General features: G+C 59.1%; 29 protein-coding genes and 1 riboswitch. Of the genes, 15 read left to right on the top strand and 14 right to left on the bottom strand.

The features are described 5' to 3' along the window. Positions 1–5: 5 nt before the first annotated feature. The 4 genes from RS75_RS06415 to RS75_RS06400 all read left to right on the top strand — a co-directional run bounded on the left by RS75_RS06415 (position 6) and on the right by RS75_RS06400 (position 3,831). Positions 6–1,676 carry a nitrite/sulfite reductase gene (locus RS75_RS06415; RefSeq protein WP_045018499.1) on the top strand — a complete coding sequence of 557 codons (1,671 nt, stop codon included), beginning with the start codon at positions 6–8 and terminating at the stop codon, positions 1,674–1,676. A 10-nt stretch (positions 1,677–1,686) separates the two neighbouring features. Further along, entirely contained in the window at positions 1,687–2,193 is a 507-nt protein-coding gene (locus RS75_RS06410; RefSeq protein ID WP_045018789.1) for a DUF934 domain-containing protein, read from the top strand. 149 nt (positions 2,194–2,342) lie between these two features. Then, positions 2,343–3,155, top strand: coding sequence for a ferredoxin--NADP reductase (locus tag RS75_RS06405; RefSeq protein WP_045018498.1), 813 nt, complete (start codon positions 2,343–2,345; stop codon positions 3,153–3,155). 160 nt (positions 3,156–3,315) lie between these two features. Next, complete coding sequence (locus RS75_RS06400; RefSeq protein ID WP_407691518.1) at positions 3,316–3,831, top strand: hypothetical protein; 516 nt, start codon at positions 3,316–3,318, stop codon at positions 3,829–3,831. Positions 3,832–3,867: 36 nt separating this feature from the next. On the opposite strand, the gene RS75_RS06395 is transcribed toward RS75_RS06400, so the two are convergent. Beyond that, a complete protein-coding gene (locus RS75_RS06395) occupies positions 3,868–4,458 on the bottom strand; it encodes a TetR/AcrR family transcriptional regulator (RefSeq protein WP_234704232.1) in 591 nt (196 codons plus the stop codon). 158 nt (positions 4,459–4,616) lie between these two features. Between RS75_RS06395 and RS75_RS06390 the strand changes: the two genes are divergently transcribed. Beyond that, complete coding sequence (locus tag RS75_RS06390) at positions 4,617–5,021, top strand: nuclear transport factor 2 family protein (RefSeq protein ID WP_045018493.1); 405 nt, start codon at positions 4,617–4,619, stop codon at positions 5,019–5,021. A gap of 219 nt (positions 5,022–5,240) precedes the next feature. Here RS75_RS06390 and RS75_RS06385 read toward each other — a convergent pair whose 3' ends face one another. From RS75_RS06385 to RS75_RS06355, 7 genes are all read right to left on the bottom strand, one after another. Continuing rightward, positions 5,241–5,798, bottom strand: a complete 558-nt coding sequence (locus tag RS75_RS06385; RefSeq protein ID WP_045018491.1) for a fasciclin domain-containing protein — start codon at positions 5,796–5,798, stop codon at positions 5,241–5,243. Positions 5,799–5,964: 166 nt separating this feature from the next. Beyond that, a complete protein-coding gene (locus tag RS75_RS06380; protein ID WP_045018489.1) occupies positions 5,965–6,681 on the bottom strand; it encodes an anti-sigma factor in 717 nt (238 codons plus the stop codon). Beyond that, a complete protein-coding gene (locus RS75_RS06375; RefSeq protein ID WP_045018486.1) occupies positions 6,678–7,220 on the bottom strand; it encodes a sigma-70 family RNA polymerase sigma factor in 543 nt (180 codons plus the stop codon). The genes RS75_RS06380 and RS75_RS06375 overlap by 4 nt, the downstream gene beginning before the upstream one ends. A gap of 157 nt (positions 7,221–7,377) precedes the next feature. Next, the gene (gene gcvP / locus RS75_RS06370) at positions 7,378–10,242 is read right to left on the bottom strand and encodes an aminomethyl-transferring glycine dehydrogenase (RefSeq protein ID WP_045018484.1); all 2,865 of its coding nucleotides are present in this window, start codon (positions 10,240–10,242) and stop codon (positions 7,378–7,380) included. Beyond that, complete coding sequence (gene gcvH, locus RS75_RS06365; protein WP_045018482.1) at positions 10,242–10,604, bottom strand: glycine cleavage system protein GcvH; 363 nt, start codon at positions 10,602–10,604, stop codon at positions 10,242–10,244. Before gcvH ends, gcvP begins: the two co-directional genes overlap by 1 nt. Positions 10,605–10,843: 239 nt before the next feature. Next, positions 10,844–11,983 (bottom strand): glycine cleavage system aminomethyltransferase GcvT, encoded by a 1,140-nt coding sequence (gene gcvT / locus RS75_RS06360; RefSeq protein ID WP_045018481.1) that lies wholly within the window; start codon positions 11,981–11,983, stop codon positions 10,844–10,846. Between the two features lie 154 nt (positions 11,984–12,137). Beyond that, a riboswitch (glycine riboswitch) is annotated at positions 12,138–12,225 on the bottom strand. Positions 12,226–12,349: 124 nt separating this feature from the next. Further along, entirely contained in the window at positions 12,350–12,535 is a 186-nt protein-coding gene (locus RS75_RS06355) for a DUF3008 family protein (protein ID WP_045018479.1), read from the bottom strand. A gap of 172 nt (positions 12,536–12,707) precedes the next feature. Here RS75_RS06355 and RS75_RS06350 point away from each other — a divergent pair, with 172 nt between their 5' ends. Next, a complete protein-coding gene (locus tag RS75_RS06350) occupies positions 12,708–13,088 on the top strand; it encodes a hypothetical protein (protein WP_084686524.1) in 381 nt (126 codons plus the stop codon). Positions 13,089–13,175: 87 nt separating this feature from the next. Beyond that, entirely contained in the window at positions 13,176–14,153 is a 978-nt protein-coding gene (locus RS75_RS06345; protein WP_045018475.1) for a copper chaperone PCu(A)C, read from the top strand. Positions 14,154–14,370: 217 nt separating this feature from the next. Here RS75_RS06345 and RS75_RS06340 read toward each other — a convergent pair whose 3' ends face one another. Then, positions 14,371–14,691, bottom strand: coding sequence for a hypothetical protein (locus RS75_RS06340; protein ID WP_045018473.1), 321 nt, complete (start codon positions 14,689–14,691; stop codon positions 14,371–14,373). Between the two features lie 204 nt (positions 14,692–14,895). Between RS75_RS06340 and crcB the strand changes: the two genes are divergently transcribed. From crcB to RS75_RS06315, 5 genes are all read left to right on the top strand, one after another. Beyond that, positions 14,896–15,273, top strand: a complete 378-nt coding sequence (crcB, locus tag RS75_RS06335) for a fluoride efflux transporter CrcB (RefSeq protein ID WP_045018472.1) — start codon at positions 14,896–14,898, stop codon at positions 15,271–15,273. A gap of 67 nt (positions 15,274–15,340) precedes the next feature. Continuing rightward, the gene (locus RS75_RS06330) at positions 15,341–16,330 is read left to right on the top strand and encodes an RluA family pseudouridine synthase (RefSeq protein ID WP_045018471.1); all 990 of its coding nucleotides are present in this window, start codon (positions 15,341–15,343) and stop codon (positions 16,328–16,330) included. A gap of 6 nt (positions 16,331–16,336) precedes the next feature. Continuing rightward, positions 16,337–17,005 (top strand): HAD family hydrolase, encoded by a 669-nt coding sequence (locus RS75_RS06325; protein WP_045018470.1) that lies wholly within the window; start codon positions 16,337–16,339, stop codon positions 17,003–17,005. 30 nt (positions 17,006–17,035) lie between these two features. Beyond that, the gene (locus tag RS75_RS06320) at positions 17,036–17,830 is read left to right on the top strand and encodes an ATP12 family chaperone protein (RefSeq protein ID WP_045018469.1); all 795 of its coding nucleotides are present in this window, start codon (positions 17,036–17,038) and stop codon (positions 17,828–17,830) included. A 60-nt stretch (positions 17,831–17,890) separates the two neighbouring features. Then, positions 17,891–18,379 (top strand): hypothetical protein, encoded by a 489-nt coding sequence (locus tag RS75_RS06315; RefSeq protein ID WP_045018468.1) that lies wholly within the window; start codon positions 17,891–17,893, stop codon positions 18,377–18,379. Positions 18,380–18,401: 22 nt separating this feature from the next. On the opposite strand, the gene fghA is transcribed toward RS75_RS06315, so the two are convergent. The 3 genes from fghA to RS75_RS06300 are packed head-to-tail and all read right to left on the bottom strand — an operon-like array spanning position 18,402 to position 20,406. Continuing rightward, the gene (fghA, locus tag RS75_RS06310; protein WP_045018467.1) at positions 18,402–19,235 is read right to left on the bottom strand and encodes an S-formylglutathione hydrolase; all 834 of its coding nucleotides are present in this window, start codon (positions 19,233–19,235) and stop codon (positions 18,402–18,404) included. Between the two features lie 30 nt (positions 19,236–19,265). Then, the gene (locus RS75_RS06305) at positions 19,266–19,925 is read right to left on the bottom strand and encodes a DUF1345 domain-containing protein (protein WP_045018466.1); all 660 of its coding nucleotides are present in this window, start codon (positions 19,923–19,925) and stop codon (positions 19,266–19,268) included. Positions 19,926–19,950: 25 nt separating this feature from the next. Beyond that, positions 19,951–20,406 carry a YaiI/YqxD family protein gene (locus RS75_RS06300; protein WP_045018465.1) on the bottom strand — a complete coding sequence of 152 codons (456 nt, stop codon included), beginning with the start codon at positions 20,404–20,406 and terminating at the stop codon, positions 19,951–19,953. A gap of 166 nt (positions 20,407–20,572) precedes the next feature. Here RS75_RS06300 and RS75_RS06295 point away from each other — a divergent pair, with 166 nt between their 5' ends. Beyond that, entirely contained in the window at positions 20,573–21,025 is a 453-nt protein-coding gene (locus RS75_RS06295; RefSeq protein WP_045018464.1) for a DUF5680 domain-containing protein, read from the top strand. Positions 21,026–21,092: 67 nt separating this feature from the next. Here the strand turns inward: RS75_RS06295 and RS75_RS06290 are convergent, their stop codons facing one another. Then, a complete protein-coding gene (locus tag RS75_RS06290; RefSeq protein WP_045018463.1) occupies positions 21,093–21,749 on the bottom strand; it encodes a peroxiredoxin in 657 nt (218 codons plus the stop codon). 364 nt (positions 21,750–22,113) lie between these two features. Here RS75_RS06290 and RS75_RS06285 point away from each other — a divergent pair, with 364 nt between their 5' ends. Beyond that, the gene (locus RS75_RS06285; RefSeq protein WP_045018462.1) at positions 22,114–22,764 is read left to right on the top strand and encodes a glutathione S-transferase family protein; all 651 of its coding nucleotides are present in this window, start codon (positions 22,114–22,116) and stop codon (positions 22,762–22,764) included. A 345-nt stretch (positions 22,765–23,109) separates the two neighbouring features. Then, on the top strand, positions 23,110–23,760 hold the full coding sequence (locus tag RS75_RS06280) for a pyridoxamine 5'-phosphate oxidase family protein (protein WP_045018784.1): 651 nt from the start codon (positions 23,110–23,112) through the stop codon (positions 23,758–23,760). Between the two features lie 104 nt (positions 23,761–23,864). Here the strand turns inward: RS75_RS06280 and RS75_RS06275 are convergent, their stop codons facing one another. After that, positions 23,865–24,866, bottom strand: coding sequence for an IS30 family transposase (locus RS75_RS06275; RefSeq protein WP_045018461.1), 1,002 nt, complete (start codon positions 24,864–24,866; stop codon positions 23,865–23,867). Positions 24,867–24,938 lie beyond the last annotated feature (72 nt).

Below are 24,938 nucleotides of genomic sequence, written 5' to 3'. Positions count from 1 at the left end.
AGAAGATGTACCGTTACGACGAGTTTGATCACGCATTTGTTGAAGGCCGCGTGGCGCAGTTTCGCGATCAGGTCGAGCGCCGGCTGTCCGGCGAACTGGCCGAGGACGCGTTCAAGCCGCTGCGCCTTATGAACGGTGTCTATCTCCAGCTTCATGCCTATATGCTGCGCGTCGCCATTCCCTATGGCACGCTGAATTCGCAGCAGATGCGGATGCTGGCCCATATCGCCCGCAAATATGACCGGGGTTATGGCCATTTCACCACCCGCCAGAATATCCAGTACAATTGGCCGCGCCTGTCCGATACGCCGGATATCCTCGCCGAACTGGCAAGCGTGGAAATGCATGCGTTGCAGACCTCCGGCAACTGCATTCGCAACGTGACTGCCGACCATTTCGCAGGTGCCGCCGCCGACGAGGTTGCCGATCCACGTCCTTATGCGGAAATCCTGCGTCAATGGTCTTCCGTGCATCCGGAATTCTCGTTCCTGCCGCGCAAGTTCAAGATCGCGGTAACGGGTGCCGAGCGCGACCGCGCCGCCATTCAGGTTCACGATATCGGCCTGCACTTGAAAAAGAACGACAAGGGCGAGATCGGTTTTGCCGTCTATGTCGGCGGTGGGCAGGGCCGCACGCCGATGATCGCCAAGAAGATCCGCGACTTCCTGCCGGAAGAGGACCTGCTGTCCTACACCACGGCTGTCATGCGCGTTTATAATCTGCACGGCCGCCGCGACAACAAATACAAGGCGCGCATCAAGATACTCGTGCACGAGACCGGTGCCGAAGAACTGGCCCGTCAGGTCGAGGTCGAGTTCGCGGACCTGAAAAACAGCGAATTGAAGCTGCCGGATGCCGATATTGCGGCCATCACCGCTTATTTCGCACCGCCGGCACTGACGAATCGCCCCGAAGGCTGGGAAAGTCTGGCGCGCTGGAAGCGGGCGGATGAGGGCTTTGCCCGCTTCGTCGAGCAGAACGTCGCGCCGCACAAGCATCCCGATTACGGCATGGTGACGATTTCGCTGAAGCCGATTGGCGGCATTCCGGGTGATGCGACGGACGAGCAGATGGAACTCGTTGCCGATATCGCCGCCGAATACGCCTTCGACGAAATCCGCATCAGCCACGAGCAGAACATCATCCTGCCGCATGTGGCGCTGGCCGATCTTGAGCCGGTCTATCGCGCACTGGTGGGTGCGGGGTTGGCTACCGCCAATGCCGGGCTGATCACCGATATCATTGCCTGTCCCGGGCTGGACTATTGCGCGCTTGCCAATGCGCGCTCCATTCCGCTGGCGCAGGAAATCTCCACCCGTTTCGGCGCGCATGAGCGTCAGTTGGAAATCGGTGAGCTGAAGATCAAGATTTCCGGCTGCATCAATGCCTGCGGCCACCACCATGTCGGCCATATCGGCCTTCTGGGTGTGGAAAAGAAGGGTGCCGAACTCTACCAGATCACGCTTGGCGGATCGGGCGACGAAAACACTTCGATCGGTGAGATCATCGGTCGCGGTTTTGAGCCGGAAAAGGTGACAGACGCGGTGGAAACCATCGTCGATACCTATCTGGGCTTGCGCCTTTCGAAGGAGGAAAACTTCCTCGAAGCCTATCGTCGCGTCGGGCCGCAGCCCTTCAAGAATGCGCTCTACGGTTCTGCGGCCGAAGCCGCCTGAGGAGATTGCCATGACGAAAATCTGGAACCGCGACGGCTTCGTGGAAAATGATCCCTGGGTGATCGAAACGGAAGAAGTGAAGGCGACTGGCGAGCAGAAGCCGGTGCTGTCGCTTGCCGATTTCCTCGTCCGTGCCGCTGAAAGCAACGATGTCGGCCTCGGCGTTCTGATCGCTCCGGCTGACGATGTCACCCGGCTCGAGCCCTATCTCGACCGTATCGAGCTTGTCGCCGTGAGCTTCCCGGCTTTCAATGACGGCCGGGGTTTCAGCCATGCCTCGCTGCTGCGCAGCCGTCTTGATTTTGCAGGCGAGGTGAGGGCGGTCGGCGATGTGCTGATCGACCAGGTGCCGCTGATGTTGCGCACCGGCTTTACCAGCTTTGCGGTGACGAATGGGACGGCGATCCGTCGCCTGTCCGAAAGTCGCCTGCCGGAAATTCCGGTCTATTATCAGCCAACGGCCCGGCCGGCCACCGGCGGCGAGACCTATAGCTGGCGTCGCCGTGCGGCCGGTTGACGCATGATGCGGGAAATATGAGTTTTAGATACATATTTCCTGCGCACATGGCAGTATTGATATTCTCATGCCTTCAAAAGGCGACAAAAATGGTATAATTGCCCGGTCGGAGAATATCGCCTATCGAGTAAGAATGGACGGAACCTGAAATGAACGCGCCAGCCAAGACGGAAGATTTTGCGATCAAGATACCTGATGGTGTTTACGCCGAGACGGTTTTGTCGGTGGAGCATTATACGGATCACCTGTTCCGTTTCCGGATGACACGCCCGGCCGGCTTCCGCTTCCGCTCCGGCGAATTCGCCATGATCGGCCTGATGGTCGGTGAAAAGCCGGTCTATCGCGCCTATTCCATCGCCAGCCCCGCCTGGGATGAGGAACTGGAATTCTTCTCGATCAAGGTTCCGGACGGCCCGCTGACGTCGCATCTTCAGGCAATCAAGCCCGGCGATACCGTGCTGATGCGCAAGAAGCCGACAGGCACGCTGGTTCTGGATGCGCTGACGCCCGGCAGACGGCTTTATATGTTCTCGACCGGCACCGGCATCGCGCCCTTCGCGAGCCTGATCCGCGATCCGGATACCTATGAAAAGTTCGAGGAGGTCATCCTTACCCATACCTGCCGCGATGTGGCCGAACTGAAATACGGCTTCGATCTGGTCGAGGAAATCCGCAACCACGAGTTCCTGAACGAGATCGTCGGCGACAAGCTCAAGCATTATGCAACGGTCACGCGCGAGGATTACCCCTTCAAGGGCCGCATCACCACGCTGATCGAGAACGGCAAGCTGTTTGCGGATCTCGGTGTCCCGGCACTCGATCCTGCAATTGATCGCGGCATGATCTGCGGTTCCTCGGCCATGCTAAAGGACACCAAGGAGCTTCTGGAAAAGGCCAGCCTTACCGAAGGCGCCAACAACAAGCCTGCCGAGTTTGTCATCGAGCGCGCTTTCGTCGGCTGACGGGCATTTCTTTCACAAACGATGACGACAGGAGGCCGCAAGGCCTCCTTTTTTGTGTCGAGCTTGGCTGCACGACCTGAATGGCAATTCGTGGGACTGGAACATCCGGAGGCGATGATGCGTTAGGGGTCGAACGAAACCGAACCGGCAAAGTCGTCCAATGGAAAAAACAGGACCAATTCGCACCTCAATCATCGCCGTCACGGCAGGTCTTTTTGCCGCGCTGCCAGCCGCCGCCGACGAAAGCGCGTTTTTGTCGTCGCTCGAAGGCAACTGGACAGGCAAGGGAACGGTGATCACCCGCATCGGCATGCCGCCGATCAACGTCAATTGCACGCTCAGTTCAGATGCAAAGGCGACGGCGCTCAGCATGTCGGGCACCTGTCGTGGTCTTTTGGTGGTCAGGCGCGCCATCGCTGCCGATCTCGCCGCCAGCGGCGCGCGTTACAGCGGCACTTATACCGGTCCTTCCGGCCGTCCTTCGGCGCTTGCCGGCAACCGCCGGGGCAATGCGATCAACCTCACGGTACGCTGGAACCGCGAAATCAACGGCGACCGCGTTGCCGCCATGACCATCGAAAAGATCGGCGACAACGGCCTGCGGCTGCGCACCACCGACAAAGACGGCAAGACAGGCAAAACGGTGGTGACGAGCGATATCCGTCTGGTGCGGTGAGATCTGGGTCAGTGAACGGTCGCCTCCAAACTCTCCCTACTGACCTGTCCGGGGCATCAACGCCACCCGTAGCAGGCGCATGAACAGTCTTGTGTCACCCTCAAGATCGGGACAACGCCTCTGCGCGTGTTTGATCCCATCCATCGCAGCCACAATGATATTTGCCAGTTGAGCGGGTTGGGCTTGCAACGGGTCAAGATCGATTTCCCTGTTCTCTGTGGCCGCTATCAATGTCTGCGTCAGCATGTTCAGCAGCTTCGCCCGTGCCTCCAGCGTGATATCCTCAGCCAGAGCCATGTTGGCCGCAAACAGCTCTTCTGCATCGGTACTGTTTCCAAAGGGAACGATCAGCTCCCGCTGAAAGACCGCTATGGCCATTTCCATGCGCTCAAAAGCACTGCCATGGCCTGCCAGCACGGCTTCCACTTCATCCATTGTCCGTTTGTGCGCTCGCATCGAACCAGCTCGAAACAGCTCTTCCTTGCTGTTGAAGCTCAGATAGAGCGAGGCCCGCGAGATTCCTGCGGCCCGCGCGATGTCGGCCATTGAGGTCTTGCGAAAGCCAAAGCGCACGAACACCGGCAAGGCGGCGTCCAGAATCTGGGCTATTTTCTGATCGGTCTGCATGATGTAGTCACATTGACACTTCAAATCCATAGTGTCAAAAGAGACTACTGGACTAGAACAGTCTAAGTGTCTAATTTTGGAGATCGCCATGGTGCGTCCTGGGATTGGTGCAGCCCGTCGGCAATCCGCATAGCGTCGCTATCAAATGGAGAACACCTATGACAATCCCGAACGTCGACGCATCCTCGCTGACCCGCGAAGCCGACCTCCTGCGTGAAACGGAACGCGCCAGACTTCGCGCCCTGGTCAGCGCCGATATCGATCAGGCGCGACTGTTTCATGCTCCAGACTTTCAGTTGATAACGCCAATCGGCACCGCTCTTTCAAAGGAAGACTATCTGGGCGCGGTAGCCTCGGGGCAAATCAAGTACCGGACGTGGGAACCAGCCGAGATTGCGGTGCGCCTATACGACGGGGTCGCAATTATTCGATATCGCGCTCAGCTTGAAGTCATCTTCGGCGGGCACCACGTTCCCCTCAGTGACTACTGGCATACCGACACCTATGAGCATCGCGATGGTCACTGGATGGTCGTCTGGTCGCAAGCCACCGCCATCAGGTAGACAAGTCCGGGCAGGATCTTGCCCGAATGATGCGAGCCGCATCGGCTTTTCAGCGAACGATTGACGATCAATCATATGCAATTCCAACGGTCGAAAAACTCCGTTGCCGTAACGAAAAAAGGCCCGGATCGCTCCGGGCCTTCGTATCTGCCAGTAGTCTGCCTTTTCATCAAAACGGCCAGCCTGCTGCTGGCCCGTTTCGTGTCATGCAGCGCTAAATTACATCTTCGGCAACAACACCTTGTCGATGACATGAATGACGCCATTGGATTGCTTGACGTCGGCGATGGTGACATGAGCAACCGTACCATTCTCGTCCGTCAAGGTGATTTTGCCCATGCTTTCCTTGGCCTTGAGCACGCAGCCGCCGACCGTTTTCACGTCATGCTCGCCCTTGTCGTCCTTGATCATCTTTTCGATGGCGGTTGACAGCGCATTGACGGCAACCACGTGGCAGGTCAGCACCTTGGCCAGCTTCTGCTTATTTTCCGGCTTCAGAAGATCGTCGACTGCACCCTTGGGAAGGGCCGCGAAAGCCTCATTTGTCGGCGCGAACACCGTGAACGGACCTTTGCCTTGAAGCGTTTCGACAAGACCGGCGGCCTTCACCGCTGCGACGAGTGTCGTGTGGTCTTTCGAGTTCATCGCATTTTCAACGATGTTTTTGTTCTCGAACATCGCGGCGCCGCCAACCTTGGGGTTTGCGGCATAAGCGGAAACCATGCCGATGGAAAGAGCTGCGGCCAGCGTCAGGGCGCGAACGGAAACCTTGTGCATCGTTATTCCTCCTTGGTGACATCCAGACCCCGAAAGGTAGCCCTTCCAGCGGCCGCTATCGGTCATCCGTAGCAACACAAGAGACGGAGGTTGGTCCCGAGAAGTTTCAGGCAAGCCCGAAAAACTGATAAATAACTGATTTTAAATAGGATTAACTGCGTTCTTGTTACAGGCGGCGCGCAGTACCCGAGGCAACAATCGGGCCGGTGGGAAGGCCGGTAGGAGAACCGCCGAATGGTTCGAGGCTAACGGCAAATACGGAGCCTTCGCCGAGTGTACCCCGTATCTCGGGCGAAATGACCATGTCGGCGTCAACCGCCGCATTGATCGTCCCGAGCGATTTCGGGTTGCCCGCCGGTGGCACCAGCCACAGTTCTAGTGATCGGCGTTCGCCGCTGTCTGCTGCAACAGGTGTGATCTTCAGGCGTCCGCTCGATGCATCGTAGGATGCCACGAGATCGATCAAGTTGCCGGGCGCGGTGAGGTTGGCAACGAGTGGCGTCGCACGCCGGCCATCCGGCGCAAGCAGACCTGATGCAAAGGCTATGGCGACGACAGCCGCAAGCGACGAGACAAGCGAGACGCTGCGCCAGAAAACGAGCGACTGCCAGAACGAACCGGCCGCAGCATCGGGGCGGGCGGCGAACAGGCGGTTTTCGATACGGCTGAATACCGAGGCATCGGGCGGGACTTCGCCATAAGCATCATTGAACGCTGCGGTATCGATCTGCCACCGATCCACGAGGCGCTGAAAGTCAACATCGTCCGTCATGCGCTTTTCGACCGCTCGACGCTTTTCCAGCGAAAGAAGGCCAAGCACGTATTCAGCCGCAAGAACTTCATCCTGCGGAGTGTTGCCACGACTATGTTCGCCCGATGTCATCGTTCCATGCACTCTCTCAGTTTCAGCAGGCTGCGGCGAAGCCATGTCCGCACCGTGTTGAGCGGCGCATTCATCTCCTGCGCAAGTTCCGCATAACTCAAACCCTCCACATAGGCTCGCCGCACCGCAGTAGCCTGATCCGGCCGCAACTCCTCCATGCATCTATCGATTCGCCGGCCTTCATCGCGCATCGCGATTTGCATTTCCGGATCGGGAGTCGATTGGTCTGCAAGGTCCAACACGGTATCGATGTCATCGCTCACGGGCCTTCGCGCCCGGACGAGGTCGATACAATGGTTTCGGGCAACGGTGGCGAGCCAGGCCAAGGCATGCCCCGAGCGGCTTGCGAAGGAATGCGCTCTCTGCCAGATCCTGACATAGATTTCCTGCAACGCCTCTTCCGCATCCGCCCGGTCTTTCAAGATACGGATGCAGATCGCAAAAAGTTTCGGGCTGGTTGCCTGATAGAGCGCGGCGAATGCGGAGCGGTCCCCGAGCGCAACACGCCCGATCAGGACAGCAATTTCGTCACCTTGCATCCGCACATTCTCCGCCTCTTCCCCAAGTTAGACAAGCGGGACCGAAAAAACGCAAGCCCCCGGCAGCAAGAAAGCCCGGCCAGGTCCCTCAGTCATTTCCGCAATAGAAAAGGCCCGGATCGCTCCGGGCCTTCGTATGTTTGTTTGCACTGACGGTTTACTCGGCCGCTTCGGCGTAAGCCTCCATCGGGGGGCAGGTGCAGATGAGGTTGCGGTCGCCATAGACGTTGTCGATGCGGTTGACGGGCGACCAGTATTTGTCGATGCGGAAGGCGCCCGGCGGAAAGCAGCCCTGTTCGCGGCTATAAGGACGATCCCACTCGCCGACGAGATCTTCCACTGTGTGCGGCGCGTTCTTCAGCGGATTGTTGGTCTTGTCCGCCCGGCCTTCCTCGATGTCGCGGGCTTCTTCGCGGATCGCCAGCATGGCATCGCAGAAACGGTCGAGTTCCGCCTTGGTCTCGGATTCCGTCGGCTCGATCATCAGCGTGCCGGCCACCGGCCAGCTCATGGTCGGTGCGTGGAAACCGCAGTCGACGAGGCGCTTGGCGACATCGTCCACCGTCACGCCGCAGCTATCCGCCAGCGGCCGGGTATCGATGATGCACTCATGCGCCACGCGTCCCGTCTCGGACTTGTAGAGCACGTCGTAAGCGCCCTTCAGCCGTTCGGCGATATAGTTGGCGTTGAGGATCGCAACCTTGGTCGCCTGCGTCAGCCCTTCGCCGCCCATCATCAGGCAATAGCTCCAGGAGATCGGCAGGATAGAAGGCGAGCCGAAGGGGGCGGCCGAAACCGCACCCTCACGACCGTCCGTCGTCGGATGGCCTGGAAGATAGGCAGCAAGATGCGCCTTGACGCCGATCGGCCCCATGCCCGGACCGCCGCCGCCATGCGGAATGCAGAAGGTCTTGTGCAGGTTGAGGTGCGAAACGTCGGAACCGATATCACCGGGGCGGGAAAGGCCGACCATGGCGTTCATGTTGGCGCCATCAAGATAGACCTGTCCGCCGTGTTTATGGGTGATCTCGCAGATCTCGCGAACCGTCTCCTCGAATACGCCGTGGGTGGACGGATAGGTGATCATGCAGCACGAGAGGTTTTCCGCGTACTGTTCTGCTTTTGCACGGAAATCGTCGAGATCGATGTCACCATTATCCCGCACCTTCACCGGCACCACTTTCATGCCGACCATCTGCGCGGAGGCAGGGTTGGTGCCATGCGCCGAGGTTGGAATGAGGCAGACGTCACGATGTGTGCCGCCATTGGCGATATGATAGTTGCGGATGGTCAGAAGTCCCGCATATTCCCCTTGCGCGCCGGAATTCGGCTGCATGGAGAACGCGTCGTAACCGGTGACCGAGCACAGCTTTTCCGAGAGATCATCGATCATCTCCTTGTAGCCGAGCGCCTGATTGGCCGGCACGAAGGGATGGATATCGGAAAATTCCGGCCAGGTGATCGGCAGCATTTCCGCAGTTGCGTTCAGTTTCATGGTGCAGGAACCGAGCGGGATCATCGAGCGGTCGAGCGCCAGATCACGGTCCGAAAGACGGCGGATGTAACGGGTCATCTCGCTTTCGGCACGGTTCATGTGGAAGATGGGATGCGTCATGTACTGGCTGGTGCGCAGCAATTCCTTCGGCAGGCGATATTCCGGCTCGAAATCCGAGATCGGGAAATTACCGCCGAACGCGCGCCAGACGGCTTCAAGCGTCGCCGGGCGGGTGCGCTCGTCAAGGCTCATGCCGATCTTGGTCGCACCGACCTTGCGCAGGTTCACGCCTTCCGCAACAGCCGCGCGCAGGATGACGCCCTGCATATGGCCGACTTCGACGGTGATCGTATCGAAGAAGGTTTCCGGCTCGATGGTGTAACCGAGTTTTTCCAGACCCTTGGCCATCAGCACGGCTTTCTGGTGGGTCTGCTGGGCAATCGCCTTGATGCCCTGCGGGCCGTGGAAGACACCGTACATCGAGGCCATGACGGCGAGCAGCACCTGCGCCGTGCAGATGTTGGAGGTGGCCTTTTCACGGCGGATATGCTGCTCACGGGTCTGCAACGACAGGCGATAGGCGCGATTGCCGCGCGCATCGACCGAGACGCCGACCAGACGACCGGGCATGGAGCGCTTGTGCGCATCCTTGACCGACATATAGGCCGCATGCGGACCGCCGTAACCGACAGGAACGCCGAAACGCTGCGAGGTGCCGATGGCGATATCCGCGCCCATTTCGCCGGGTGATTTCAACAGCGTCAGCGCCAGAAGATCGGCGGCCACGGCAGCGATGGCGCCGGTCTGGTGCAGGCGGGAGATCAGGCCCGAGAAATCGCTGACATGGCCGTGGGTGCCCGGATACTGGAAGATCGCGCCGAACACGTCGACCGGATCGAGATCGGTGAAGGGATTGCCGACGATCACCTTCCAGCCGAGCGGGGCCGCACGGGTCTCGATCAGCGCGATGGTCTGCGGGTGGCAATTGGCGTCGACGAAGAAGGCGGTGGCCTTGGATTTGGCGACGCGCTGGCACATGGCCATGGCTTCCGCAGCCGCCGTCGCTTCATCGAGCAGCGATGCGTTGGCGACATCGAGGCCGGTCAGGTCGCAGACCATGGTCTGGTAGTTCAGGAGGGCTTCCAGACGGCCCTGGCTGATTTCTGGCTGGTAAGGCGTGTAGGCCGTGTACCAGGCCGGGTTTTCCAGAATGTTGCGCTGGATGACCGGCGGCGTGATCGTGCCGTAATAGCCCTGACCGATCAGCGAGGTCAGCACCAGGTTTTTGTTGGCCGTTTCACGCAGACGATCCAGCGCCTCGCGTTCGGTCAGCGCGGCACCCCAGGTCAGCGGCACCTTCTGGCGGATGGAGGAGGGAACGGTGGCGTCGATCAGGGCATCGAGGCTCTTGTAGCCGATGACCTTCAGCATCTCCGCCATTTCCGACGGCGACGGCCCGATGTGTCGCCGGTTGGCGAAATCATAGGGCTGATAGTCGGTGAAGTGGAATTCCGTGGGCGTCGTCATTACGCGATCAGCTCCTTGTAGGCTGCCTCGTCGAGCAGCGTATCGGCATCCGCGACGTTGGAAAGCTTCAGCTTGAAGAACCAGCCGGCGCCCTGCGGATCGGAATTGACCAGCGAGGGATCGTCGACGATCGCCTGGTTGATTTCCACCACTTCGCCATCCAGCGGACAATAGACATCGGACGCCGCCTTGACGGATTCAACGGTTGCGGCATCGCCATCCTTGAAGAAGGTGGCGCCCACTTCCGGCAATTCGACGAAGACGAGGTCGCCAAGCTGTTCAGCGGCGTGGCTGGTAATGCCGACGGTGGCAATATCGCCTTCGAACTTCAGCCATTCGTGTTCTGCGGTAAATTTCAGCATGGGGACGTCCTTTCGAGGAAGGTAATTGGTGATTGGTTGATTGGGCGTCGGCGAGGGGTACCCCCCTCTGCCCTGCCGGGCATCTCCCCCTCAAGGGGGGAGATCGACCTGCGGCTAAGTTTCGCCCATCTCGGTGCTTGAGAATGGAGCAGTGTAAGAGCCTCTTGCCGATCTCCCTCCTTGAGGGGGAGATGCCCGGCAGGGCAGAGGGGGGTGGCGGCTGGCTCGACCATAATGGATCACCGCTTGTAGGTGGGCTTGATGAAGGGCAGGGCAGCGACGGTGACGGGCAGATATTTGCCGCGCACTTCCGCAAAGATCGCCGTGCCGGGAGCCGTGTAGGCCGCTGGCACGTAACCCATGGCGACGGGACCTTCGACCGAAGGGCCGAAGCCGCCGGAGGTCACTTCGCCGATTTCCGTCTTGCCCTCGGCATCCGCAAAAAGCTTGGAATGGCCACGCACCGGCGCCTTGCCCTCGGGCTTCAGGCCGACACGGCGGCGCGATGTGCCGTCTTTCAGTTCGCGCAGAATGCGCTCGGCACCCGGAAAACCGCCTTCGCGATCACCATCGGCGCGACGTGCCTTCTGGATCGCCCATTCGAGCGACGCTTCGATGGGGGAGGTCGTGGTGTCGATATCGTTGCCATAAAGACAAAGGCCTGCTTCCAGACGCAGGCTGTCGCGCGCGCCGAGACCGATAGGCTCACAATCGGGATGTTCGAGCAGGGCCTTGGCGATCTCCTGCGCCTTGTCGGCCGGTACGGAGATTTCAAAACCGTCCTCACCGGAATAACCGGAGCGGGAAACGATGCAGGGAACGTCGTGCAGCGGCACTTCCAGCACATCCATGAATTTCATGTCGGACACGCCGGCCCATAGTTCCGCCAGAACCGCTTCCGCGCGCGGTCCCTGAAGTGCGATCAGCGCGCGGTCGTCTAGAAGGGTGATCTCGCAAGCGTCGGAAAGATGCGCCTTCATATGCGCGACATCGGCGTGCTTGCAGGAAGCATTGACGACGACGAAAAGATGATCGCCGCGATTGGTGATCATCAGGTCGTCGAGAATGCAGCCGTTTTCATCGGTGAAGAAACCGTAACGCTGGCGACCTTCCTTGAGGCCGAGAATATCGACCGGCACCAGCTTTTCCAGCGCACTTGCGGCGTCGGCATTGTTGCCGGATTTCGCCTTGAGGATCACCTGACCCATGTGGGACACGTCGAAAAGACCGGCGGAGGTGCGGGTCTGAAGATGTTCCTTCAGCACGCCGGCCGGATATTGCACCGGCATGTCGTAACCGGCAAATGGCACCATGCGGGCGCCAAGCGAAAGATGCAGGGAATGGAGCGGCGTGATTTTAAGCTCGGCGGTATCGTCCAAGGACGCCTCCAGGGTTGCGCGAAGAAACGCGCGGGCTCAGGTCATGACGCGGAAAACGCGCCGGGTTCAAGAGCCCCCTCTGTCCTTGTCGCCTGAGATTGTTATCCCTTCGGCGAGCCGTCCTTATGAAAGGTGGCTTCTCTCCAGAGTTCCGTCGTCACCGCTGGTCCTTTTGCCTGAGAGTTTCCGGGGCGGTTGCTCCTTCGGCACCGCATTGAAGCGGTTTCTCCCAACGATGATGCGACGCTCATTATCTTCGAAGGGCCATTATTGGCAAGGACCAAATGACGCATCTGAACAGATTTTTGCTCCATCTGCGCCATCGCGGGTACGGTATGTGGCGAAGATACTCGATGCCGCGCGCCGTTAGTCAGATTTTTTCTCCGGCAAACCCTTCCGTTTTGTCGAGGCGAAATCCTCAAGTTCCTTTTCTGTCATAGACTTCTCCATGCTTTTTGAAGCACCTTGTAAACTGGATTTCTTCATTTCGCCGCGTTTGGCGGCCAGCGCCGCGCCCGCCGCTTTCTGCTGGGCTTTCGATTTGGCTGGCATGTCGGTTCTCCTTCCGAAATGATCTTACCGACAGGAAATGCTGCGCTCCGACGATTGTTCCAAGTCAGAGGTTGGGCCTGCGGCAAATTTCCCCTTTGAAATCGGCAAGAAAGAGGGGTATCGCCTGAGTATGGACGCAAACCGAAAACGACGGCTGACAGGGGTGGAGAAGATGCTTCGCATTTTCTGCGCGATGCTGATGTTGTCGCTTGGTTTCGCCCACAAGCCCGCGCTCGCTGCGGCGCCTGCCGTTGCTCTCGATGAGAGCTACCGGCTGCCGGACGGCACGTTTGCCGAGATCTGCCTCGGCCACAGCGGCGGCGTTGATGCCTCGCACGCCAAGGATGGTCCCGCTCATTCGAGTGACGCGATCCTGTTCTGCGAGGCCTGCCTGCTGGCGTCGTCCATTCTTTTGCCTGCGCCCGATGCAACGAGCTGGCTGAGGAACGAATTCGCGTGGCTCGACAATCGCTTGTCCGCAGAGTGGAATTTTCTCTCGGTCCTGACGATCCGCAAACCGTCCGCACGCGGCCCGCCCTCCCTGTCCGCCTGATCTCTTCGCTTCACAGGATCATCGCCGCCGGCTGGCGGTACGCAACGGCTGCAATGCCCATGGGCCGCAGTCGCAAGGACAAGACAAATGAAAACCACCAAAATCATCACCTGCACCCTGTTCATCGCCTCCGTCTCAACGGCGCAGGCCTTCGCCCATGCAACCTTCGTTGATGGTTCTGCCGAACAGGACAGCACCATCGTTGCCGCACTCCAGGTGCCGCATGGCTGCGACGGCGGGCTTGCCACCACCGAAGTCCAGATCAAGCTGCCGGAAGGTTTCATTTCCGCCAAGCCGCAGCCAAAGGCTGGCTGGGAACTGGAAATCATCAAGGGCGAGTACCAGAAGTCCTACAAGAACCACGGGCAGGAGATCGAAAGCGGGCCAGTCGAAATCCGCTGGAAGGGCGGCGACCTGCCGGACGAATTTTACGACACCTTTGCCGTACAGGGAAAAATCACCGGCGTGGAGGCGGGGCAAGACCTGCCTTTCAAGGTAACGCAGCTTTGCGGCGACAAGGGCAAGGTTTCCTGGGATGAGGTGGCGGCAGCGGGCGTCGATCCGCATTCGCTGAAAAGCCCGGCTCCGACGATCCGTGTCGCCGCCAAGGCCCATGCCGGCGGGCATGATCATTCCGCCATGGACATGGATATGGACACGGATGTCGTGAAGGCTGACAGCCTCGAGCTTTCCGCTGGCGCAACCAAGGCCATGTTGCCCGGCCAGCCCGTAGGCGGCGGTTATGTGACGATCAAAAATACCGGTTCCAGCGACGACAGGCTGATCGGTATCGAATCCTCCGCCGCCGGCCGTGCCGAAATTCACGAAATGGCGATGGTCAACGACGTCATGAAAATGCGCAAGCTGGATGACGGCATCGTCATTCCCGCCGGTCAGACGGTGGAGCTGAAGCCCGGCGGCCTGCACATGATGTTCTTCAACGTGAAGAAGCCCTTTGCCGAAGGCGATAAGGTGCCGGTGACGCTGGTCTTTGAAAAGGCCGGCAAGGTGGAGATCGTGCTTTCCGCAGGCTCAGCCAAGGGCGGCGACCACCAGCATAATTGATCCACGAAAAACGGCTACCGGGACGCGTGACAGGTCCGGTAGCCGCAAGCTTTTCGTCTATTGTATTGTTTTCAGCGCCGTGGCGGAAAAGGCGTGAGAGAGATCGCTTCCGCGATTTTTCCGGTCTTCGGTCGACAATATCTATAAAATCAGGCTGACAGCAGCCTGAACGCCGGAGGCCGGTTCGTCCCATACCTCAGAAACGAAATTAGAATATCTAAATATCGATTTGATCTAAAACATTATTTTTAGAACGAGTTTCGGCCCCATTCTCCTCGTAAGCCTCCACAGCCTGCTCGAGCGTCGCCTGCGGTTCCTGACGCTGGCTGGCGGTGGTCAGGAAATAGAGCGTCAAGGCCGGCGGTTTGATCGCCGTCATAAAGCCTTTGAGCTGGAAATCGTCGCCCTGTTCGGCCTTGCGCGCCAATGCGTGAATGGCCTCTTCGACCTCGGTCTTGCGCGGCACGCGCTGCGACGGTTTCACAGCCTCCAGCGCATAGGCCGCTGTATTTGCTGAAACGGAAAGAACCTGTGTCATCCAACCTCCGGCCTTCTTCGCCGACCCCGTAAAAGCTGGAGATTAACAGCCGCGCCTTGTCGGAAGGCTAAATCGCGGGCTTGCAATTTAACCGTATTTTAATGGATGAAAGCTCCGGGCAAAGGGGTTTCGCCGGCGATTGCTATGGTCTAGAAATGCACCGGACAGCCCGGTCCGACAATTTCCTCCGGAGACAATCCCCAAATGGTGAATATCGCTCTTGTCGCCACAGGCGGCGCAATCGGTTCCGTGTTCCGTTATCTGGTCGGCGTCTGGAGCGTGAGGCTTGCCGGGCCGAGTTTTCCGTGGGGAACGCTTGCGGTCAATGTGGTCGGATCTTTCCTGATCGGTCTCCTCGTCGAACTTGTGGCCAGAAGGCTGAACGCGTCCATGGAAATGCGCCTGTTTCTGGTTACCGGCGTGCTCGGCGGCTTCACCACATTTTCGTCCTTCTCGCTCGATGCGGTCTCGCTTTTCGAACGCGGTGCGCTCGGCCTTTCGGCCGTTTACATCATGGCAAGTCTGTTGGTTTCCATCGCGGCGGTTTTCGCCGGGCTGGCCTTGGGCCGCAGTTTGTTCTAAAGGCTTGATCCAAACGGCGCGCCAGAGATAAAGGGCGTGCGATCAAGACAGAGAGACTGGAAATTTCATGGCAGGTATCGAGCATATCAAGGTCGAGGCCGACGAGGCCGGTATGCGCCTCGATCGCTGGTTCAAAATTCACTATCCGGGTCTGGGGTTCGGGCAGCTGCAAAAGCTGCTGCGCTCCGGACAGGTGCGTGTAGACGGCGGCCGGGTGAAGACGGATGCGCGGGTGCAGCCGGGACAGATGGTGCGCGTACCGCCGGTCGATTCCGACCTCAAGGTCAAAAGCGGCCCTATCGGATCGAAGGACCTCAAACATTCGGCAGACAGCGAGCTTCTGGCCCGAATGCTGCTGCATGAGGACGACAAGGTTTTAGTGTTCAACAAGCCGGCCGGCATTGCCGTGCAGGGCGGTTCCGGCATCAACCGTCACATTGACGGGCTTCTGGAAGCATGGACCAGCCCGAAGGGTGAAAAGCCGCGTCTGGTGCACCGCCTGGACCGTGACACATCCGGCGTGCTGGTGGTTGCCCGCACCCGTGGTGCTGCGCAGAAGCTGACGGCCGCTTTCCGCGAGCGCGATACCAAGAAGACCTACTGGGCGCTGGTTCGCGGCGTGCCGCGCAAGCATCAGGACAAGATTTCCACCTGGCTGGTCAAGGAGCAGACGCCCGACGGCGACCGCATGCGTATCGCCAAGCACGGCGAGGAGGGGGCCGATCACGCCGTTTCCTATTACCGTGTCATCGATACCGCCGCGCAGAACCTCGCCTGGCTGGAGATGGAGCCTTATACCGGCCGTACCCACCAGCTTCGCGTTCACGCGCTGCATATAGGGCACCCGATCATCGGCGATCCGAAATATTACATCGACGATCCGAACTGGGATTTTCCGGGCGGCGTACAGAAACGCCTGCACCTGCATGCCCGCCATATCGACATTCCTCACCCGAATGGCGGACGGCTTCGCGTCAGCGCGCCCTTGTCGCCGCATATGGTGCAGACTTGGAACCTGCTCGGTCTCGACGTGGCCGATGGCGACAGGGAAGGCTGATAGCCGATGAAACTCGTTCTTTTTGATTGCGACGGCACGCTGGTGGATAGTGCCGGCCTGATCCATGCCGTCATGGCCGATACATTCGTCGATTTCGGAAAGCCCCGGCCTGACATTTCAGAGACCAAGGCGATCATTGGCCTCACACTCGATATCGCCATCGCCCGCATGCTCGGCAAGGCGCATGTGGATGACGAGGCGCGCGCGATGACGGAGCGTTACCGGGAAATCTATCACCCGATCCGCGCCCGGCCGGGCATGATCGAGCCGCTTTTCGACGGCATCGCGCCGCTGATCGACACTCTGGCGAAGCGGGACGATGTGCTGATCGGCGCGGTCACCGGCAAGGGCCGTCGCGGACTGACCCATATTCTCGAAACGCATGGTTTTGCCGAGCATTTCATCGTGTCACGCACGGCGGATGATTGCCCATCCAAGCCGCATCCGGCCATGGTGATGGAATGCTGCCATGAAACCGGCATGGTTCCGGCTGACACTGTCGTCATCGGCGATGCGATCTATGACATGCAGATGGCGAAAGCGGCCGGCGCAAAGGCCATCGGTGTCGCGTGGGGGTACGCCTCGGTCGATGATCTCTGGAAGGCCGGCGCCGATGCGGTCGTCAGCCACCCTCGCGAAATTCCGGCCTATGTTCCCGCCGATATTCTCGAATGACCCTTTCTATCCGACTGATGAGGACGTGCCATGCGTGATCTCCTGAACGACCTTTCGGAAGGCCTCAGCCATCCCGATCCGATCATTCGCGCGCAACTCCAGATGCAGAGGCCTTTGCCGAAGCGCTTCTACAAGGACGTCACCGTTGCTGACGTGGAAGACGGCGGCTTCACCATCCATCTCGATGGCAAGCCGCTGCGCACGCCCGCCAAGAAGCCGCTTGTCCTGCCATCCAAGGCGCTCGCGGACCTGCTTCGCGACGAATGGGATGCGCAGAAGGAAGTGGTGAACCCGGTCGTCATGCCCGTGTCACGGCATGTGAACACCGCCATCGATGGCATCGCCGACGACACCCAGGCGGTTTTCGAGGACATCCTCCGTTTTTCCTCCTCCGATCTCCTGTGCTACCGCGCTGGCGACCCATCCGCGCTGGTTCAGCGTCAGACGGACCATTGGGACCCGGTGCTTGACTGGGCGGCCAATGTTCTCGGCGCCCGCTTCATCCTCGTCGAAGGCGTGATGCATCGCGAGCAGCCACGGGAGGCCGTTGCGGCCTTCGCCGTGACGCTCAGGAAATACGATACGCCGATAGCGCTCGCCGCCCTGCACACCATGACGTCCCTGACCGGCTCCGCCATCCTGTCGCTGGCGCTGGCGGAAGGGCAGCAGACGCTGGAAGAAACCTGGGCGCTCGCGCATCTCGATGAGGACTGGACCGCCGAACAATGGGGCGAAGATGAGGAGGCGCTGGAGCGCCGCGCCCTCAGGCTTGTCGACATGCGTGCGGCACTCAACGTTCTGGAGGCGTTGAAGAGCGCTTCTTGACGCTTTTTTAACCCTGATGACCGAATATGCGGCTACCTCACGTAAGGGGAGCCGCAGATCATGATCACCACGCTGAAGCGCCTTGGCATCGTTGTGCTGGCGTCTTTCACGCTCATGTCTTTCAGGCTGGAACCGGAAGCGACCAATGCCGACCGGCTGCTTTACGATGTGCGCGGCGCATTCGTTGCGGCCCGACCGGATGTCGCGCCGGCACTGATGCAATCCATTCACGCGCAGTTGCAGAACGCGATCAAGACGACTGCACGCGGCGAAATCAGACCACGCGTGGTGCTGACAATTCGCCTCGCTTCCGTCACACGCGGACCCTTCCTGTTCGGAGAACGGGCATCGGCCCGTGTGATCGTGCGCGCCGCCGCCGTGGCAACGGGCGAAGTGATCGCCGAGGCGAAATTCACGGCCACGGTGGTGAGTTTCGACAATCGGTCAATCGAGCAGGATCTCGCTTACGGTGTCGCGGAACGTGTCATCCGCGAATTCAGGCTCAGCCGGCCCGGCTCGACGACGCTGGCGACGGCATTGTTTCCGTGAACAACGCCGCCTGTCGCGACCCTCAGCCAAGCCGCTCGGCATGCCACTTCAGATGGTCGTCCATGAAGCTGGAAATAAAATAATAGGAATGGTCGTAGCGCTCGTGCATGCGCAGCGTCAGGCCGATATCCGTGCCCTTGACCGCTTCTTCGAACAGCCAGGGGCGCAGGCCTTTTTCGAGGAAGTTGTCGGCCTTGCCCTGATCGATCAGGAATTCGGGAAAACGGGCGCCGTCTTCGACCAGCGCGCAGGCGTCGTATTGACGCCATGCGGCCCGGTCCGTACCGAGATATTTTTCCAGCGCCGGTTCGGACCAGTCTGCGGAGGAGGGGGCGACGATCGGGGCGAAGGCGGAGCAGCTCTTGAAGCGATCCGGGTTCTTCAAAGCGATCGTCATCGCGCCATGGCCGCCCATAGAGTGACCGAAAATGCCCTGACGGCTCATATCCGCACGGAAATGCTGGCCGATGAAGGCGGGCAACTCTTCCGTCACGTAGCTGTACATGTGGTAGTGCTCCGACCAAGGCTCCTGCGTGGCGTCGAGATAAAAGCCGGCGCCCTTGCCCATCTGCCAGTTGGTCAGCTCGTCGGGCACGTCATTGCCACGCGGGCTGGTATCCGGGCAGACGACGATCAGCCCCAGTTCGGACGCCATGCGGCGATATTCGCCTTTTTCCATGACATTGGCGTGGGTGCAGGTGAGGCCGGAGAGATACCAGACAACCGGGCAGGGCTCGCTGATCGCCTTCGGCGGCACATAGACCGCAAAGGTCATCTCGCAGTTCAGGGTTTCGGACGGGTGCGAAAATACGCCCTGCATGCCGCCAAAGGCCGTATTCTGCGAAATGATGTTCATCAAGCCATTCCTTATGAAGAGTTTTTCGGTTCAGCCCGCAAGCGCGACCGCAGCGTTGACTGCCGCCGCCACCAGAACCGTGTTGAAGAAGAAAGAGACGATGGAGTGCAGCAACGTGACCTTGCGCATGGCGGTCGTGGTCACGGCCACATCCGATGTCTGCGCCGTCATGCCGATCACCACGGCGAAATAGAGGAAATCATAACCGCAAGGCTCTTTCGTCGCCGGAAAATCCATGCCGCCGCGGTGCTGGCGCTTGCCATCAACGGTTTCGGGACGCCAGTAAAGATGGGCGTAATGCAATGCCGTCATGGTGTGGATCGTCAGCCATCCGAAGATCACGGAGCCGAAGGCGATGAGCAGGGTCCAGACCGTTTCGCCGGAATGGTTAAGTGCCTGGAACAGCGAAACGACGGCAACGCCAACGGCAAGCAGCGTAATGGCGATGATGGCTATTGCCGGCAGGTCGTCGCTGTCGGCATGCGCCCTCAGGTGTTGCGCCGTCAGTTTGGGAAGCCGAAATGCCACCAGTACGAGATAGGTCAGAAAAAACAGGACAGCTGCGATTTCGATGGCAATCGATCGCGCGAAAACCAGCGCCAGACCGAGGCCGAAAGCGCTGACGAGAAAAGCGACGAGGAAGGGCTTATGGCGACGATAGGCATTGCTTTGCGGTTTGGCCGGGGTCATGGATCGCGTCTTTCTATTTGCGCCGTCATTTTTTGACACGGCGGCAGAAACGGTCAAGCGTCTCCAGAAAGGCGGAGCGATCGCGCGGTGAAAAGGCCGCATTATATCCCTTGCTTTCGCCGGTTTCGCGCAGATGCGCGCCAAGATCGCGCATCGCAGTCGCCATGCCGATATTGGTCTGGTCGAAAACACGGCCCGTCGGCCCGGTCACCAGTGCGCCCTTGGCGACGCAACGCCCGGCCAACGGCACATCGGCGGTGATGACAATGTCGTTTTCGCCGGCACGCTCGGCAATCCAGTCGTCAGCCGCATCGAAACCGGCCGATACGATGACGTTCTTCACCATCGGATCGCGCGACGGGCGCAAGCCGGAATTGGCAACGAAGGTCACCTCCAGCCCATGCCGTTCCGCCACCTTGAGTATCTCCGGTTTCACGGGGCAGGCGTCGGCATCGACATAGATTTGCGGGTTCTGCGACATGGGTACTCTTCGAGGATCATTTCTGCCACGCTTGTAAGGGCAAAAGCAGCGATTACCAAGCCCGCCATCTGTGAAATTATGGCATGAAGCCGGGCCGAGAACGCACTTGCGACTGCCGCGCAATTTGAATATGTTCGCTTTATGTTCTCGGTGAGGGAGATTTGCGATGCTGGAAGAATTCATCGTGCAGGCCAAATCCGCCACCTATGTGGGCGGCGGTGACAAATCGGCGACACCCACTCGCCTCGGCTCGCACGACCTGGCCTATCGGAACGGCGACTGGCATTATATCGACAGTTATTTCGGCGGAACCGATTTCATCGGCCAGGAGGTTGTCTGGCATCAGGGTATTCCGCTATGGGCCATGAATTATTACGGCCGCATCATTCGCCCTGCGTCAATTGATGGCACCGTGGCGGGCAGGGTGATCCAGCACTCGCTCTCCACGCTTTACAGGGAAGGGCGGTTTCTCGGCGGCTTCACTCGCGAGGTCGAGGACATGATCTATGTCGATACCAATGAGGGCGAATTCCAGTCTTTTACCGGCGTCGAGCGGATTTATCGTGACGGTGTCGAGACATATCGGCTCGATTATAATGGTGGCCTGATAAAGCCATAATTGCTACCGTCAGGAGGATCGAATGGGGACGATGATGGCTCATCGCCCCTTTTTTATCCGTTTCAAATCAGCCGGGCTGCCTCGTCTTGCGCAGATAGGGAAGGACAGTATCGTAAGAGCCGAAGCGGGCGATGGCGTCCTCGTTCGAGACGGCGGCGGTGATGATCACGTCCTCGCCCTGTTTCCAGTTGGCCGGTGTCGCCACCTGATGTTTCGAGGTCAGCTGGATGGAGTCGATCGCGCGAAGAATTTCCTCGAAGTTGCGGCCGGTCGTCATCGGGTAGGTGAGGACCAGCTTGATCTTCTTGTCAGGACCGATGACGAAGACGGAGCGCACAGTGGCGTTGTCGGCGGGGGTGCGGCCTTCGGAACTCTCACCAGCGCCCGCTGGCAGCATGTCGTAGAGCTTCGCCACTTTCAGATCCTTGTCGCCGATCAGCGGATAATCGACGTTAAAGCCGGTCGCGGTGCGGATGTCGTTTTTCCATTTTTCATGGCTTTCGACCGGATCGACGGAGATGCCGATGATCTTGACACCACGTTTTTCGAATTCCGGCTGCAGGCCGCCCATCGCGCCAAGCTCGGTGGTGCAGACCGGCGTGAAATTTTTCGGATGCGAAAACAGAACCGCCCAGCCGTCGCCGACCCAGTCGTGAAAGCTCACCGGACCATGCGTGGTTTCGGCGGTGAAATCGGGCGCTATGTCGTTGATACGAAGGCTCATTTGTTGGTTTCTCCCTAATGATTTGAATTGAAATCCTGAAGGTTCTGGCAATCCGTTTCCGGCGTTGGAGCTTAGAGTTTTCGCGCGAAATGGCCAGCTTTTTCACGGCAAAAAATCGAAACGGGCAGGGCGTGCCGCCCGTCTCCGCCCGGTTCATATGGAGCCTAAAAGCGGACGCCAATGACCTGTCTCGGAAACGCACGAGGATTGTTTTCGTTCGGTCAAGCATCTATCCTGACACAGCGGCCCCTGCCGGATTGGCCAGAAACAGGCCAAGATGGCTTTCCCGGCTGGCGCAAAACGCTAACGACGCTCGAGCACCCGCGAGCCAACAATCTCCAAACAGACGCGATGGAGAACGGCAATGACGATCACAATTACCGCTTTTGAACGCTCGCCCGATGGCGGCAAGGGTCTGGCCCGCGACACGCGCGTGCGCTGGGCACTGGAGGAAGTGGGGCAACCCTACGATGTTCGTCTTCTCTCCTTCAAGGCGATGAGGGAACCCGAGCATCTGGCGCTTCAGCCATTCGGGCAGATTCCGACCTATGAAGAGGGCGACCTTGTCCTGTTCGAGTCCGGTGCGATCGTTTTCCACATCGCGGAGCGCCATGCCGGCCTTTTGCCGGGGGATGCGAATGCGCGGGCGCGGGCGATAACATGGATGTTCGCCGCGCTCAGCACCGTGGAACCGCCGATCGTCGACCGCTCGATTGCCCGATATGTGGAAGGCGACAAAAGCTGGTATGATGAACGCCTCACGATGCTCGACGAACGCATCCGCAAGCGGCTCGGCGAACTCTCCCGCAGCCTCGGTGACGCCGACTGGCTCGACGGCGCGTTCAGTGCCGGTGACCTCCTGATGATATCGGTGCTGCAAAGGATAAAAAGTTCGGGCATCCTCGACGAATATCCGAACCTTTCAGCCTATGTGGCCCGCGGTGAGGCGCGTCCCGCCTATAAACGCGCCTTTGCCGACCAACTGGCGGTTTTCAAGGCCGCTTCGGGCGGCTGAGCGTCGCTGAGTGGCGAGGGCCTGAATGTGCAGACCCTTGCGATATTTCTACGGAGAATTACCCGCCGTAGAAGGCGTCCATAGCCGCTCCCGATCGACCCCGGTGACACGCACCGCCTTCATGAAGCGTCCGTAACCGCGAACGCGAACCCCCCCAGTGCGTGCTCCACGCCTTGATCGGAATGGAAATGTGCGATATCGATATTTATGAGGTACGTACATCAGATTCGTGAAAGGCACTGAAAAGCCAATAAAACAGCCATTCGGCGGGTCCGCAACAGCCGGGCCGTTCCGTCTGGAAAAGCTGATGGGAACAACGGCGCAACGTGAAAAAGGTGGGGTATGATGACGGCATTCGAACTCAATCCAGAATTCGCCATAACGGATGAGCCGTCGCTTCGAGGGTTGTTCGAGGCGACCCATTCTCTCGCGATATTGAAGTGTCAGGACACAATTGGCGAGCACGCGCGGGAGTTCATCAGGCGCTCACCATTCCTGTGCATCGGAACCCAGAATGGGAAAGGACGCGCCGATGTCAGCCCTCGTGGCGACCCTGCGGGGTTCGTCAAGGTTCTTGATGAACACACACTCGCGATCCCGGATCGACCGGGCAATAATCGGCTGGATACGTTGACCAATATCATTGCCAATCCGAACGTCGGATTGTTGTTCGTCATACCGGGGTTCGACGATACATTGCGCGTGAACGGGCAGGCGGCGTTGGCAACCGACCCTGAACTCCTGAAAAGCATGAGCATCAATGACCGCGCTCCGAAACTGGCGATAGTCGTCAGAGTGAGCGAGGTTTTCATGCATTGCGCCAAGGCATTTCGGCGGTCTCATTTATGGAGCCCGGATCATTTTCAGGATCGCTCCGAGATGCCGTCACTTATCAAGATTATTCTGGATGAAACGACAGGCGCACCCAGCAACAGGGATGAGATGCGGAAAATGGACGACGATCTGGAGAAAGACTACCAGCGGACGCTTTACTAGTGCGCACCCGGTTTAAACGGAAGTGTTGGGCGCGACCCATATCTTTAATGTTGCGGTGGACATCCTACCCCAAGTGCATCATGCCTGTATTTCAGGGTAGGGGATCATGCATTTTCCTGCAAATGTTCCATGAACACCTCGGCAGGCGTCCTGTAGCCGAGGCACTTTCTGGGCTGGTCGTTGAGGATGCGTGCAACCTGATTGAGTGTTGCCTGTGACATCTGGCTGAGGTCTGTATTGGAGGGCAGGTAACGGCGAATGCGCTTGTTTGTGTTTTCCACCGCACCTTTCTGCCAGGGCGCACTGGGATCGCAGAACCAGCTGCGCGCACCAATACCATCTTCCAGAGCCCGGAATGCAGCAAACTCCGTGCCCCGATCAAAGGTGAAGCTCTGACGCGCGAATGCGGGCAGGGACGAGAATGCACGGATGATCTTGTCCATGATCGGCCGCGAGTGTCGGCTGGGGTTTTTGATCAGAACGGTGTACCGGCTTTTGCGCTCGACGAGTGATGTGACATTGGCATGTCCAAACGGACGCTCGAAGACGATGAGGTCGCCCTCCCAATGCCCGAATTGCGATCTGTTTCCAATAAAATCAGGCCTTTGGGAGATGCGGTGACTGGCGGGAAATGCCCCGTTGCGCGGCTTTCTGGAGTGAAGCGGGCGGCGTCTTCGACGCGCTTCCGGCAGATATTGATACAAGCCGAGCGCATAGTCTTCCTTGCTGTAGATAAACCGGTAGATGGTCTCGGCACACACACGCACAAGGCTTAACCCCTCCGATAACAGGCGTCCGGCAATCTGCTCGGGCGACCAGCGTGCTTCCAGTTTTTTGATGACCTCCTTGCGCAGGTTCGGGTGTCGCCGCAGTTTTCTTAACCGGCGCCGACGTTCACGCGTGATCTCGTCGGCAATGACGGGAAAATAGCCGCTGTACTCGGGGAGTTCGTGATCACGGAACGTGTTGCGACGGATCTCCCGATAAATTGTCGAGCGGTGACGACCGAGTTGGCGTGCCATCTCGTTGATCGGCACTTTTCGCTCAACAAGCCTATGAAGTCGACGCCGATCGGCGAGGGTCAGTTGCGAATAACATCCGGGCATGCGAAAATCTCCAAAGTGAAGCCATTGAAATTATTGGCATGTCGCACTCGGAAATAGAATGTACCCCGCTAC

This window comes from Rhizobium nepotum 39/7, assembly GCF_000949865.1.
Classification (GTDB): domain Bacteria; phylum Pseudomonadota; class Alphaproteobacteria; order Rhizobiales; family Rhizobiaceae; genus Agrobacterium; species Agrobacterium nepotum.
This window is presented reverse-complemented; position numbering and strand designations above follow the sequence as displayed.